The organism is Pseudomonas sp. GW456-L12 (assembly GCF_059424045.1).
This window is the reverse complement of record NZ_JBWKZA010000001.1, coordinates 114935-128768: the sequence shown is the minus strand read 5'-3', so window position 1 is coordinate 128768 and position 13834 is coordinate 114935. Positions and strand designations below refer to the sequence as shown.

General features: G+C 63.4%; 10 protein-coding genes and 3 tRNA genes. 10 read left to right on the top strand and 3 right to left on the bottom strand.

The genetic code is table 11. The features are described from left to right. Window positions 1-153: 153 nt before the first annotated feature. The 10 genes from AC07Y9_RS00815 (at window position 154) to AC07Y9_RS00770 (ending at window position 7777) form a co-directional block, all read left to right on the top strand. Window positions 154-229: transfer RNA gene (locus tag AC07Y9_RS00815), tRNA-Glu, on the top strand. 53 nt (window positions 230-282) lie between these two features. Further along, a tRNA-Ala gene (locus AC07Y9_RS00810) sits at window positions 283-358 on the top strand. Between the two features lie 80 nt (window positions 359-438). Continuing rightward, window positions 439-514: transfer RNA gene (locus AC07Y9_RS00805), tRNA-Glu, on the top strand. 182 nt (window positions 515-696) lie between these two features. Continuing rightward, complete coding sequence (locus tag AC07Y9_RS00800) at window positions 697-1236, top strand: TetR/AcrR family transcriptional regulator (protein WP_007922012.1); 540 nt, start codon at window positions 697-699, stop codon at window positions 1234-1236. A gap of 29 nt (window positions 1237-1265) precedes the next feature. Continuing rightward, window positions 1266-2099: an alpha/beta fold hydrolase gene (locus AC07Y9_RS00795; RefSeq protein ID WP_053260331.1), complete on the top strand. Its 834-nt coding sequence runs from the start codon at window positions 1266-1268 to the stop codon at window positions 2097-2099. Window positions 2100-2147: 48 nt separating this feature from the next. Further along, window positions 2148-2585 (top strand): acyl-CoA thioesterase, encoded by a 438-nt coding sequence (locus AC07Y9_RS00790; RefSeq protein ID WP_009048091.1) that lies wholly within the window; start codon window positions 2148-2150, stop codon window positions 2583-2585. Between the two features lie 100 nt (window positions 2586-2685). Beyond that, window positions 2686-3645, top strand: a complete 960-nt coding sequence (locus AC07Y9_RS00785; RefSeq protein ID WP_053260332.1) for a tRNA dihydrouridine synthase — start codon at window positions 2686-2688, stop codon at window positions 3643-3645. A gap of 121 nt (window positions 3646-3766) precedes the next feature. Then, window positions 3767-4213: an Hsp20 family protein gene (locus tag AC07Y9_RS00780; RefSeq protein ID WP_007922004.1), complete on the top strand. Its 447-nt coding sequence runs from the start codon at window positions 3767-3769 to the stop codon at window positions 4211-4213. A 184-nt stretch (window positions 4214-4397) separates the two neighbouring features. After that, on the top strand, window positions 4398-5096 hold the full coding sequence (locus tag AC07Y9_RS00775) for a DUF1266 domain-containing protein (protein ID WP_102678861.1): 699 nt from the start codon (window positions 4398-4400) through the stop codon (window positions 5094-5096). Then, window positions 5093-7777 (top strand): DUF805 domain-containing protein, encoded by a 2685-nt coding sequence (locus AC07Y9_RS00770; RefSeq protein WP_102678862.1) that lies wholly within the window; start codon window positions 5093-5095, stop codon window positions 7775-7777. Before AC07Y9_RS00775 ends, AC07Y9_RS00770 begins: the two co-directional genes overlap by 4 nt. On the opposite strand, the gene AC07Y9_RS00765 is transcribed toward AC07Y9_RS00770, so the two are convergent. The 3 genes from AC07Y9_RS00765 to AC07Y9_RS00755 all read right to left on the bottom strand — a co-directional run bounded on the left by AC07Y9_RS00765 (window position 7774) and on the right by AC07Y9_RS00755 (window position 13822). Beyond that, the gene (locus AC07Y9_RS00765) at window positions 7774-9465 is read right to left on the bottom strand and encodes a molecular chaperone HscC (RefSeq protein WP_102678863.1); all 1692 of its coding nucleotides are present in this window, start codon (window positions 9463-9465) and stop codon (window positions 7774-7776) included. The two genes, AC07Y9_RS00770 and AC07Y9_RS00765, sit on opposite strands and share 4 nt — an antisense overlap. 106 nt (window positions 9466-9571) lie before the next feature. Next, on the bottom strand, window positions 9572-12850 hold the full coding sequence (locus AC07Y9_RS00760) for a sensor domain-containing protein (protein ID WP_102678864.1): 3279 nt from the start codon (window positions 12848-12850) through the stop codon (window positions 9572-9574). Between the two features lie 81 nt (window positions 12851-12931). Beyond that, window positions 12932-13822: a LysR family transcriptional regulator gene (locus tag AC07Y9_RS00755; RefSeq protein ID WP_053260337.1), complete on the bottom strand. Its 891-nt coding sequence runs from the start codon at window positions 13820-13822 to the stop codon at window positions 12932-12934. Window positions 13823-13834: the final 12 nt, after the last annotated feature.

The following is a 13834-nucleotide window of genomic DNA, read 5'->3' as shown; positions in this document are numbered from 1 at the left end:
GGGCTATAGCTCAGCTGGGAGAGCGCTTGCATGGCATGCAAGAGGTCGACGGTTCGATCCCGTCTAGCTCCACCAATTTACAGTTCAAGGTCTGGCCACACCGGCCTTGAATCGATCAGTTCTCAGCGCTGATCAGTTGTTAGAAGGGTTTGCGTCCCCTTCGTCTAGTGGCCTAGGACACCGCCCTTTCACGGCGGTAACAGGGGTTCGAGTCCCCTAGGGGACGCCAGTTTTACAGAAGCGATGTTGCAAGATGTCGCTCCGCCGCGAGGCGAAAAATCTGGGGCTATAGCTCAGCTGGGAGAGCGCTTGCATGGCATGCAAGAGGTCGACGGTTCGATCCCGTCTAGCTCCACCAATTTTACAGTTCAAGGTCTGGCCACACCGGCCTTGAATCGATCAGTTCTCAGCACTGATCAGTTGTATAGAAGGGTTTGTGTCCCCTTCGTCTAGTGGCCTAGGACACCGCCCTTTCACGGCGGTAACAGGGGTTCGAGTCCCCTAGGGGACGCCACGTTTACCCGCTCTGCGGGATTTATAAGGGTCATTCAATTATTGAATGGCCCTTTTGTTTGTCTGGCGTTTGGCCAATTCTCCCTTTCTCCCCACACTGTTCACCTGACCGACGGTCACACTAACGACTTGCGAAAATTTATTATGAGAATAATATTTTGATCGTAATATTCGGAGGCAACGATGAACGATAAAAAAGCTCAAACCCGCGAGCGCATTCTCCAGGCCGCCAGCACCGCGCTGGTGCAGCGTGGCCCGGCCGAGCCGAGCGTGGGCGAAGTGATGGGTGCCGCGGGCCTGACGGTCGGTGGCTTCTACGCGCATTTCGAAAGCAAGGACGCCCTGATGCTGGAAGCGTTCAGTCAATTGCTGGCCCAGCGCCGGGGCCTGATCGCCGATATGGACGCATCGTTGACCGGCGAGGAGCGGCGAGCGCTGGTGGCAGCGTTCTATCTGTCGCGCAAGCACCGCGATTCCACCGAGCAGGCCTGCCCGATCCCCGCGTCGGTCGGTGAAATGGGGCGCCTGCCGGACGATTTCCGCAAAGTCCTGAATGAACACATCGAGCTGATGCTGGCTCAGTTGGCGACCACCCCCGAAGACACCGACAAGGCCCTGGCCGATCTGGCCCTGATGGTGGGCGGCTTGTCCCTGGCCCGGGCGCTGGGAGCCGGTGAGCTGTCGGACCGTTTACTGCGCGCTGCCAAGTCGGCGGTGCTATGACCTGAGGCGCTGGCCTGAGGAGAGAAGCGATGAGCACGTTAAGTTGGGTTCGTGGCGTTAACGGCACCTTGGGCTGGGTTGCACCGAAGCTGGTCGCCAGCAAGATGCGACTGGCCTTCATGACGCCGCGCGAGCGGCTGCCGCGTGACTGGGAGCTGCCGCTGCTGGCGCGTTCGGAGCGCATTACCCTGCGCTTCGGGCTCTCGGCATTGCGCTGGGGCCAGGGGCCGGCGGTGCTGCTGATGCACGGTTGGGAAGGCCGCCCCACGCAATTTGCCAGCCTGATCGATGCGCTGGTGGGCGCCGGCTACAGCGTCGTGGCGCTGGACGGTCCCGCCCACGGGCGTTCTCCCGGTCGCGAGGCCAATGTGATGCTGTTTGCCCGGGCGATGCTCGAAGCCGCCGCGGAGTTACCGCCGCTGCGCGCGGTCATCGGCCATTCCATGGGTGGCGCCAGCGCCATGCTGGCGGTGCAGCTGGGTTTGCGTACCGAGACCCTGGTCAGCATCGCCGCCCCGGCGCGGATACTCGGCGTCCTGCGCGGCTTCGCCCGTTATGTGCGCCTGCCACCCAAGGCGCGCTCGGCCTTTATCCGCCAGGTGGAGCAGGATGTCGGCATGCGCGCCGCGGCCCTGGATGTCGCGCATTACCAGTTGGATATGCCCGGGTTGATCGTGCATGCCGAAGACGATTGCTTTGTCCCGGTCAAGGAGTCCGAACTGATTCACGACGCCTGGTTCGACAGCCGCTTGTTGCGCCTGAAGGAGGGCGGGCATCAGCGCGTATTGGCCGATCCGCGGCTGATCGAGGGTGTGCTGACGCTGTTGGCCGGCCGCAGCCTGCAAGCGCGCCAATCCGCCTGAGCAATCCGTTACACTGCCCCGGTCGAATAATCTGACCGGGAGTGGGGCATGGGCTGGGATCTGGCAACGCCGTTTATCATCGATCTGCAGGTAGGTGCCGAAGACATCGACGGCTTGGGGCACGCCAACAATGCGGTGTACGTCACTTGGCTGGAGCGTTGCGCCTGGCGTCATTCCCAGCGCCTGGGCCTGGACCTGAGCGAATATCGCCGCCTGGATCGGGCCATGGCGGTGGTACGCCACGAGATCGACTACCTGGCGGCGGCCTATGAAGGCGACGAGCTGCAGCTGGCGACCTGGATCGTCGACTGGGACCAGCGCCTGAAGATGTCGCGGCGCTTCCAGCTGGTGCGTCCGAGCGATGGCACTACCTTGCTGCGGGCCCAGACCACCTTTGTCTGCATCGAGCTGTCCAGCGGCAAGCCCAAGCGCATGCCGGCGGAGTTTCTCGAGGGTTATGGGCCGGCGTTGCAAGGGGCGAGCTGAACCCGCCCGCGACCATCCACCCGTTGAAATACCTGCTTCCCAGCGAAACCCAGTAAACTGCCGCACGTTTTTTTACCGCGTTTTACGTTGAGTGTGATTCATGCAAATTGCTTTGGCGCCCATGGAAGGGTTGGTCGATGACATCCTGCGGGATGTGCTGACCCGGGTCGGTGGTATCGACTGGTGCGTGACCGAGTTCATCCGGGTCAACGATCAGTTGCTCACGCCGGCCTATTTCCACAAGTTCGGCCCCGAGTTGTTGAATGGCGCCCGGACCGCGTCCGGCGTGCCGCTGCGGGTGCAGCTGCTGGGTTCCGATCCGGTATGCCTGGCGGAAAACGCCGCCCTGGCCTGCGAGCTCGGTTCCGAAGTCATCGACCTGAACTTCGGTTGCCCGGCCAAGACCGTCAACAAATCCCGTGGCGGTGCGGTGCTGCTCAAGGAGCCGGAGCTGCTCAACCAAATCGTCGAGCAGGTGCGGCGTGCCGTGCCTGCGCACATCCCGGTGACCGCCAAGATGCGCCTCGGCTTCGACAGCCCGGATGGCTCGCTGGTGTGCGCCACGGCGCTGGCCGAAGGCGGCGCGGAACATATCGTGGTGCATGCGCGGACCAAGGTCGACGGCTACAAGCCGCCGGCGCACTGGGAGTGGATTCCGCGAGTGCAGGACGTGGTCAAGGTGCCGGTGTTCGCCAACGGCGATATCTGGAGCGTCGAAGACTGGCGCCGCTGCCGCGAAATCAGCGGCGTGGAAGACATCATGCTCGGCCGTGGCCTGGTGTCGCGTCCGGACCTGGCCCGGCAAATCGCCGCCGCGCGGGCCGGGGAAGAGGTGGTCGAGATGACCTGGGCCGAACTGATGCCGCTGATCCAGGACTTCTGGCTGCAAGCCAAGGCGCAGATGACGGCTCGCCAATCGCCGGGTCGCCTGAAGCAGTGGCTGGCGATGCTGACCCGCAACTATCCCGAGGCGGTGGAGCTGTTCACCGTCCTGCGTCGCGAAACCGAGCCGGATCAAGTCTCGCGTTTGCTGGGCTTGCCGGTGGCCGAGGCAGCCTGAAAAAAATCTGCGAAAAGTCTCTTGAAATGCAATGGGCGGTCCCTATCTAAGGGTTACGCGATGCCGAATTCGGGTCGCGGAGACAAAAAAACTTGCTGATTGTTTTCAGGAGATTTGAACCATGAGTACTGCATTTTCCCTCGCGCCACTGTTCCGTTCCTCGGTGGGTTTCGACCGTTTCAACGACCTGTTCGAAACCGCCCTGCGCAATGAGCCAGGCAGCACCTATCCGCCCTACAACGTCGAAAAGCACGGCGACGACCAATACCGCATCGTCGTGGCCGCCGCCGGGTTCCAGGAAGAAGACCTGGAGCTGCAAGTCGAGAAGGGCGTGCTGACCATCAGTGGCGGCAAACGCGACGCGAACGAAGGCGTCACCTTCCTGCACCAGGGCATCGCCCAGCGTGCGTTCAAGCTGTCCTTCCGTCTGGCCGATCACATCGAGATCAAGGCCGCCGGCCTGAGCAACGGTCTGTTGAGCATCGACCTGCTGCGAGTGATCCCGGAAGAGGCGAAAGCCAAGCGCATCCCGATCAACGGGACGCAGAAGCCAGCCCTGCAGCATTGATCCATGCGCCGCCACACAGGCGTTTGATCGAGCGCTGAGTCGCTGAAAAAGGCCCCGACAAGTCGGGGCCTTTTTTATGCCCGGAAAAATCGCCGTTCGCCTTTGCCGCGTTGCGGCGCTTTCTCTACAATCCGCCGCAGTTTTGCCGACCCCCCTCCTTACCGGTCGGCCTGGAGCCTTTTTCATGGAAGAGATACACCAGCGCTGGCTGTGGAGCCTCTCTGCGCCGATGGTTGCGCTCAATCCTCGCGCCGGATACGACAATCCCGCGTTCTACCCCGGCCCGGAATCCATCGACCTGCAAGGCAGTTGGGGCATCGGTGACCGACGGCAGTTGCTGGACATGCTGGAAAAGATGACTGACAACGGTCATGCCGGCCATCTCGACGATGCCTATCGCGCCTGGCAGCGTTGCCTGCCAAGCGAATGGCAAGCCTTGCTCGACACCCTCGAACCTCGCGAGCGCATCCTGCATGAGCTCGCCAGCCGGACCTTTGGCGCTTGCGGCCCGGGCGGGATTCTTTCCTGGGATTACGGGCGCATGGGGTTTCTCTTGCGTTGTGGCGTGCGCAACCGGTGGATCGATCTGACCGAAAGTCTTTGGCTGCACAGCCGATTGGCGGTCAGAGCGCAATACCACTACGGCAGCTGGTTCGCCTATTTCAATGGGTTCCTGGTTGGGCGCTCGTTTTGGGCCTGCCTGGGCAACAGCGATGAAGAACTGGCGTACGAGCTGGATCGGCAAGGAGAAAATCCCCTCAGCCAGAGAATCGCCCGGGGCCTTGCTCAAAACATGCCGGAGTGCCTGGCGGACCTGCCTTGGCATCTGGAACTGGATATGCCGCAACGTCCGGCGTCGCTTGAGGAGTTCGACTGGTCATGAGTTGCTGGATAAAGCTGGGTATCGACCCTACCACCGATGAAACGCTGATTCGCAATGCCTATCGTGCCCGTCTGCCGGAGCATCACCCGGAGACCGATCCCGAAGGGTTCCAGGCACTGCGCCAGGCCTACGAGAGTGCCCTGCGGCTGGTGCGTGACAAGGAGCAGGAACTTGAAGCGGCGCAGGAGAGCGAGCCTGAGCCTGCGCAGGCCATCCTCGATTTTGATGCGCTGCTGAGTGATCCGGCGCGACGCTTCAATCCTGAGGCCTGGCAGGCCTTTATCAAGACACTGGATCAACTGCCGCTCGGCATGCTCGATGACCTGCGCTGGGAGTTGTTCGGGCGGACGGCCAACGCCGGGCCGCTGTCCCATCGTTGCGCGGGCCTGCTGGCCCAGCGCATGGGCTGGGAGCATCAGTTGCTGGAGCTGGGGTTCGATCAGGCCCGGCATGTCGAGGACTATCTGGAGCGGATCAAGACCCCGGACCCATTCGATACGGCGCTGATGGGGAACTGGTCGGAGCCGGCGCAGACCGAAAGCCTGTGGTACGCGCGCAGTCTCGACTTCATCTTCGACCGGCGACCGCTCCACGAGTACGAAGGTTTCGCCAGCCAACACACCTGCCTGCCGTTGCCGAACGATGCGCTCTTCATCAAGCGCTTGCTGGTGCAATTCACCCAGGCCGGTATCGGTGGTCCGGGGCTGCTGCAGCTGTGCATCGAGCAGCAGCGCGAAGCGCCGGATGATGTGGACTGGCTGTACTTGCTGGCGTGCCAGAGCAGCCTGCTGGGGCTGGACGATCAGGCGTTGCCTTGCTGGGTCCGGCTTTGGCAGGAGCATCGTCATCCCAAGGCCGAGAGCCAATTACTGGCGTTGTGCGCCAAACGTCAGCCGGACTTTTTGCCGCTGCTGATCCAGGCGTTTGATCGTCTGGAGAATTTCAGCGGCTGGTCCACCGATCTCGCCCATGTCACCCAGGAATACGGCAGCCCTTCACAACGTCCCGAGACGCTGATCCGCTGGCTCGGCGTTGGCCGGCTCGAGCTGCAGGGATTGGCGCAGGCCTTTATCGATTGGCGGATGAGCGGCGACGAGTTGCCCTTGCTGGCGCAGTTGCTGGGCCAGAATACCGACACCCGGTTGTTGCGCCTGTACCGGCATGCCTGGGCCTTGCACCGTGGCGCAGCAGACCTGTTGCAACAGGTGCTGGACGAGCCGCAGCCGCTGGATGCTCTCGAAGGCCTGGTGCTGAGCGGGTTCAAGGATCAGGCCGGGCAGCACCTGCGCTGGTTGAGCCAGGCACCGATTCCGTTGGCGATGAATGCCTTCATCGATGAGGGCGCGGCCTCGGCACAACTGGCCGATGCGCTGACAACCGGTGAGCCGCATAAGATCTGCCGTGTGTGGCTGCGCCGATTGCGTCCTTACGGTCACGCTGCCCTGGAGCGTATCGCCGAGTCTTTCGAATTGAGCGATACGGATGCCGCTAGCGATGTGTCGGAACTGAACCTGCTGCTGCAACTGAGCCAGCATGGCGTAGTGTTGCCGCCGCCAGGGACGGGAGAGGCGGTCTGGCACTGGTACGCCGATACGCTGTTCCTGAAGGCGTTGCTGGAGCAGCCGGAACGCTGGTGGCAATTGATCGACTCGCGGTGCCTGGAGCGCCTGGCGCTCAATCCGTCCCATCCGCTCAGCCGGCTGCAGCCGCAGCTTGCCCAATTACAGCGCGAACAGGGCGACCTGAGCGGTTTGCTCGGCTGGCTGCAATTGGCGGATCCGTTGCATGCCTTGCTCGACCGGCAATTGCTTGGCGTCCAGGAAGCGCTCGACAGTGCGCGGTTGTTGAGCAATGAGCGCTTGTTCGCATGCCTGCGCAGCGACCTGCACGCCTTCGCGGACGATTTGCTCGGGCGCATGCTCTTGGGCGGTGTGCTGTATCACGACCCGGTGATCGACGCGCAGCAGCGTCGATATCTGCTCGACCGGATTACCGAAGTCACCAATCCCCAGGACTGGTTCGACGGCTTCCGCCACGGCTTGATCAAGGGCGAGCCGCCACGGCCGCCGCAGCAGACGCTGGTCGAAGACGAAGGGATCGACAGCGAGGCCTTTTACCTGGCCCTCGATGTGCTCAAGGGGCTGGTGCGTTACGGCAGTGCCGGTGTGCCTCGGCAGAAAGTGCTGCTGCGCATGCAGCGGGCCAAGGACAATCCGGAACACGGACTCGGCCTGCGGTTTGCCTTCAGTGCGCTGCTGTCCTGGAGCGAGCGTCTGCTGCTGGCCAAGGGCGACAGCCGTCCGACGCCCGCCACGGCTTTCTGGCGCCTGGGCACGCGGCTGGGACGCGGGGCGTTTTTCTGGCAGGTGCTGGGCGCTGTGCTGGTCACCCCGCTGGCCGCGTTGTTCAGTGGCACGTCGCTGTCCGCGATCATTGTGTCGTTGCTGGGCAGCCTGTTTTTGCTCGGGGTGATTCTGCGCCGCCTGCATGACATGGGGCGTGGTATCCCGACCTTGCTGGTGCTGGGCGGTCTGTCGGTGTTCTTTCCATTTCTGTCGCTGATCCTGTTCGCCTTTCCCGGCGACAAGCTGCCCAACCGCTATGGCGTACCGCCGGACAGCGCGGGTGAAGACGCGCTGCCCGGTGGTTTGCAGGCCAGTTTGCGGCGGCTCAACGGCTAGAGACGCAGTTGGTCCAGCGCCTTGTTCAGCTGGGTTCGATGGCTGGCGATTTGCGCTGGTTGCTGGTCGCCGAGCACGGTGGTGAAGGTGTCCAGCCAGTCGGCGATGCGCTCGCGCTCGTCGCCCAGGCTTTGCATCCACGCCCGTTCCAGGCGTGCCAGCAGGGTGCGGTTGGGCAGGGCGTCGCGAGGATGGATTTTCAGCGCGGTCAGCCGCTCATGGCTGGCTTGCCGGGATTGCGCATCGAGCCCGGTGGGGCTGCGGTCGATGCTGTGGCTATGGCGTTCGCCGCTGGCCAGCAGGGTGACGTCGACTTCGAGCAGGCCATTGATGTCATAGCTGAAGCGCACGTCCAGGGACTGGATCTGTTCGCTGGGTGTCAGGGGCACGTCGAAGGCGTCGATGAAAATATTGTCCCGTACCCAGGGCCGTTCGCCCTGGTACACCTCGATGCGGATAAACGCCTGATGCGGATGTGTGGTGTAGAACTGCTGCACCCGTGAGGTCGGGATTACCGTGTTGCGTTCGATGATCGGCGAAAAGGCCCCGCTGACCTGTTCGCCGCGACGGGTGGAAATCCCCAGGGTGTAGGGGCAGACGTCAGTCAGGATCAGTTCTTCGATGGCCCCGTCCCGGGCCTTGCAGGCGGCCTGGGTGGCGGCGCCCAGCGCGACGATCGTATCCGGGTCGAGATGGCGGTAAGGCAGGCGGCCGAACAGGGTGGCGACCATCTGCTGCACCGCCGGCATCCGGGTGGCGCCACCCACCAGCACCAGGCTGTCGAGGTCGCGAGGCTTGAGGCGGGCATCGCGCAGGGCCTGTTCGATGGGCGCTCGCAAGCGGGCCAGCAGCGGTTCCCAGATCTTCAGTGCCAGCGCTTCGTCCAGCGTCCATTCATACGAGGTGTCCCCATGGCGCCAGCTCAGTGACTGAGTGCCTTCGGCGAGTGTGCACTTGAGCTGCTCCAGGGCGTCGCCCAGGCTGGCCATGCCCTGGGCGTCGATCTGCGCCGGGGTGAGTTGCCAGTCCTTGAGGCAGGCCTGCAACAAGGCCTCGGTAAAGTCCTCGCCGCCCAGGAAGTTGTCGCCGGTGGAGGCATGCACCTCAATCAGCGGCAGTGCGTATTCCAGCACCGTGACGTCGAAGGTGCCGCCGCCCAGGTCGAAGATCAGCGTGCGTTCGAACTTCTGTTCATGCAGTCCGTAGGCCATGGCGGCCGCGGTCGGCTCGTTGATCAGCCGCGATACCGTCAGGCCCGCCAGTTCGGCGGCGAACAGCGTGCGCTTGCGTTGTTCGTCGCTGAAGTAGGCGGGCACCGAAATCACCGCTTCCTGTACCGGATGGCCGAGAAAGGCTTCGGCATCCTGTTTGAGCGAGCCGATCACCAGCGCCGAGAGTTCTTCCGGGCTGAATGGCCGGCCGCCCAGTTCGAGGCGCTTGTCGCTGCCCATGAAGCGCTTGAAGGCCGCGGCCGTGCGTTCCGGGTGGGTCGTCAGGCGGGCCCGCGCAGCCTTGCCCACCAGGATGCTGTCGTCTTCATCGAGGCTGACCACCGACGGGGTCAGGACATCACCGAGGGCGTTGGGGATCAACTGGGCGCGGCCGTCCTGCCAGACGGCGATCAGGCTGTTGGTGGTGCCAAGGTCAATGCCCAGCAGGGCCGGGCGGGGGAGGGTTGCATCCTGCATGATCGATCTCGTGGGCGTCACAAAAAACGCGACCCTACAGGTTGTGCCAAACACTGGCAATTGCTGCCCCGTTGATCTGTCAGGCCGGCGATTGCATGTCGCCCGCTCAGACCAGCAGGGCTTTCAAACCCTCCAGCGGCAGCGGTCGGCTGTGCAGGTAACCCTGATACAAATGGCAGCCCAGGCCTTGCAGGAACTCGAGCTGCTCCGCGGTTTCCACGCCTTCGGCGATCACCTTCAGGTCCAGGCTGCGGGCCATGGCGACGATGGCGCGCACGATCTCCGCGTCGTTGGGGTCGTGGGTCGCATCGCGGACGAAGGACTGATCGATCTTCAGTGCATCCACCGGCAAGCGCTTGAGGTAGGTCAGCGACGAATAACCGGTGCCGAAGTCGTCCATGGCGAAACTCACGCCGAGTTTTTTCAGGCGACGCATCTTGCCGATGGTGTCTTCCAGGTTCTGGATCACGATACCTTCGGTGATCTCCAGTTTCAGCAGCGAAGGCGGCAGCTGGTAATGGCTCAGGCTGTGCTCTATACGCTCGACGAAGTCGTTCTGGCGGAACTGTCGCGGGCTGATGTTCACGCACAGGCTGAAGTCGAGCGGGTCCACCAGGCCTTCGGCGATCAGCTGGCTGAAGGCCTGGCAGGCTTCGTCGAGAATCCAGGTGCCGACCTCGAGGATCAGGCCGCTGTCTTCCAGGACCTTGATGAACTCGGTGGGCGATTGCGCCCCCAGTTCGGGGTGGTGCCAGCGCACCAGGGCCTCGGCGCCGACGATGCGGTTGTCGCGGGCATCGACCTGGGGCTGGAAATGCAGGCTGAATTCGCCCCGGGACAGGGCCAGGCGCAGGTCGGTCTCCATGCGCATGCGCTCGCTGGCGGCTTTCTGCATGGTGTTGTGGAACATCTGGGTGGTGTTGCGCCCGGAGTCCTTGGCCCGGTACAGCGCGATGTCGGCGCGCTTGAGCAGGTCGGTGGGGGTCGAGCCGTGATCGGGAATCAGCGCCACGCCGATGCTCGGGGTCACCTGCAGGCGCTGGCCGTCAAGGAACATCGGTTCGGACAGCAGCTCGCGCAGGGTATCGGCCAGTTCACGCACCTGCTCGCTGACTTCGCTGCGGCTGCCTTCCAGGCCGCTGAGCAGGACCACGAACTCATCGCCGCCCAGGCGTGCCACGGTGTCTTCCATGCGCACGCTGGCTTCGAGCCGCGCGGTGACGATCTTCAGCACGGTGTCGCCCACCGGATGGCCGAGGGAATCGTTGATGTGCTTGAAATGGTCCAGGTCGAGAAACAGCAGGGCGCCGCGCAGGTTGTGGCGCTTGAGCAGGGCGATCTGCTGGCTCAGGCGGTCCATCAACAGCGCGCGGTTGGGCAGGTTGGTCAGCGGGTCGTGGTAGGCCAGGTGGCGAATCTGTGCCTGGGCATTTTTCAGCAGGCTGACGTCCCGCGCGGTGAGCAGCAGGCAGGGGGTTTCATTGAGGGTAATGGGTTCGATCGAGACCTCGACTGTCAGGATATCGCCACGCTTGTTGCGGCCGAGCATTTCCAGGTGATTGACCCGACCTTTGAGCTGCAGCTCGGCGAGCAGGATCGAGCGCTGTTTTTCCTCGGCCCAGATACCGACCTGATACACGGTGCGGCCGACCACTTCTTCGGCACGGTAGCCGGTCAGCCGGCAGAAGCCGTCGTTGACCTCCAGGTAACGCCCGGTGTCGCGTTCGGTGATGGTGATGGCGTCGGGGCTGGAGTGGAACGCCTTGGCGAACTTCTCTTCGCTGGCCTTGAGCGCGGCCTCGGAGCGTTGTTGCTGGGTGATGTCGCGCAGCGTGGTGACAATGCACGGCTGTTTGTCGACGGTGATCTGCCGGCTGGAAATGATGCAGGCCAGGGGGTGCCCGTCCTTGTGCCGGACCACCACCGCGACGTTGTTCAGCGCCTGTTCGCGGATTACCTGTTCGACCCGTTGCAGGCGCTGGGCGGAGTCGTCCCAGAGACCGATTTCGTCGGCGCTGCGGTTGAGCACTTCGTCGGCGGTCCAGCCGAAGGTCTGGGTGAAGCTGGAGTTGATCTCGATGAGCTGCCCGGTTTCCTGGAGCGTGACGCAGATCGGGTCCGGGCTGACCTGGAACAGGCTGGCGAACTTCTCCTCGGACGTTACCAGGCGCTGCTCGCGCTCGACCTGTTCGGTAATGTCCAGCAAGGTCCCGGCCATGCGCAGCGGATGGCCCTGCTCATCGCGGTAGAGGCGGGCGCGGCTTTCCAGAAAGCGTGATGAGCCATCGGCCAGTTGCACGCGGTAGGTCAGTTGATAATTGCCGGCCGGGCCTTCGCGCAGGCTGCGGTAGGCATCGCGCATGCTGTTGCGCTCTTCGTCGGGCACGCCCTCGAAAAACGCATCGAAGGACTCATGGAACGGCATCGGCTCCAGGCCGTGCAACTGCGCGGCGCGGGCCGAGCCGTAGAGCATGCCGCTGGGAATATGCCAGTCCCAGGTGCCGAGCTGGGCCGAGTCCAGCGCCAGGTCGAGGCGCTCCTGGCTGTCCTTGAGGGCCTGTTCGGCGAGCTTGCGTTCGCTGGTGTCGAGAAAGGTGCTGAGCAGGTAGGCCTGGCCTTCCAGCTCGACTTTCTGGGCACTGAGAATGCCGTCGTGAATCTGCCCGTTGCTGGCGCGCAGTTGCACCTCGAGGGTGGCGGCCTGGCCGCGCTTTTGTACCGCCTTGACCATTTGCGCGCGTTGTTCCGGGTCGACCCACAAGCCCAGTTCGAGGGTGGTGCGGCCGATGACATGCTGCACCGGCCAGCCGAAGAGGCTTTCGAAGTACTGGTTGGCTTCGCTGATCAGGCCGTCTTCCAGGCGGGTCAGCAGCACCATGTTCGGGCACAGGTGAAACAGCGTGGCAAAACGTTTTTCCGAACTGCTGAGGGCTTGTTCCCGCTGGCGTTGGTGGGTGATTTCGCGAATCACCCCGATCATTCGGGGCTTGCCATGTTTGTCCGGCAGCACGCTGCCATTGATTTCCAGCCAGTGCAGGCTGCCGTCGGGCCAGCGGATGCGGTGATGCATCGCCTGTTCCAGCGGCGCGCCGGCCAGCACCGAATGGAAGGCGCGAATGGTTTTGGCGCGGTCTTCCTCGGGCAGCAGGTCGAGGTATTCCAGGTCTTTGGGCAGCGGCTGGCGCGGATCGAAGCCAAACAGCGCCTGGGTGCCTCGCGACCAGCTGATTTGCCCGCTTTCGATGTCCCAGTACCAGGCGCCCAGCCGTGCGCCATTGAGTGCGGCAAGCAACTGCGGGGCACTCTCCCAGCTTTGCTCCGACTGTTTCGGGTCGAGCGCGTGAACGCGCGGCATGGGCGGTAGACGGTCAGCGGGTTTTGGCATGAGCAGCGGGCCTTGGGCTGAAAAGAGCGTTAGGCGCAGGTTCAGGCAAGCAAAGAGGTGGCATAAGTCATGCCGGGACGCTTACGCCTTGGTCCCTGGCCAATCGACTTGTGCATCCAGTAAGGCCATGAAAGCCCGCGCAGCATTCGACAGCGTCCGTTCGGTATGCAGGATATAGCCTAGCTGGCGAGTGAGTTGTATGCCCGGTAAAGGAATGCGCGCCACCTGATCGTCGAGCATGGTGCGCGGCAGTACGCTCCAGGCCAGGCCGATGGACACCATCATCTTGATGGTTTCCAGATAGTTAGTGCTCATGGCGATGTTCGGCGTCAGGCCCTGGGCCTCGAACAGGCGCTGGACAATATGGTGAGTGAAGGTGTTGCCGCCGGGAAATACCGCCGGATGCAGGGCGATATCGGCCAGGCTGACCGTGCCGTTGCTCACCAGCGGATGCTCGGGGGCGGCGACGAAGTCCAGCGGGTCGTTCCACACCGGCGTGGCCTTGACCAGCGTATGGGGCTCGGGGGCCAGGGTAATCACCGCCAGCTCGGCGCGACCATGGAGGATCTCTTCATAGGCCACTTCCGAGTCGAGAAACTGGATGTCCAGGGCCACTTCCGGGTATCGGCGGGTAAAGGCGCGCAGCAGGGGCGGCAGGCGGTGCAGACCGATATGGTGGCTGGTCGCCAGGGTCAGGCGGCCGCTGACTTCGCCGGTCAGGTTGGTCAGCGCCCGGCGGGTGTCGTCCAGCACGTTGAGGATCTGATAAGCCCGCGGCAGCAGGGCGCGTCCGGCCTCGGTCAGGCCCACTTCGCGGCCCAGGCGATCGAACAGCCGGACATTGAGCTGTTGCTCAAGGCCGGCGATGCGCTTGCTGATGGCCGGCTGGGTCAGGTGCAGGCGCTCGCCGGCTCCGGAGAAGCTGCCGGTTTCGGCAATCGCGATAAAGGCATTGAGGTTGGCCAGGTCCATGGTCGTATTCCA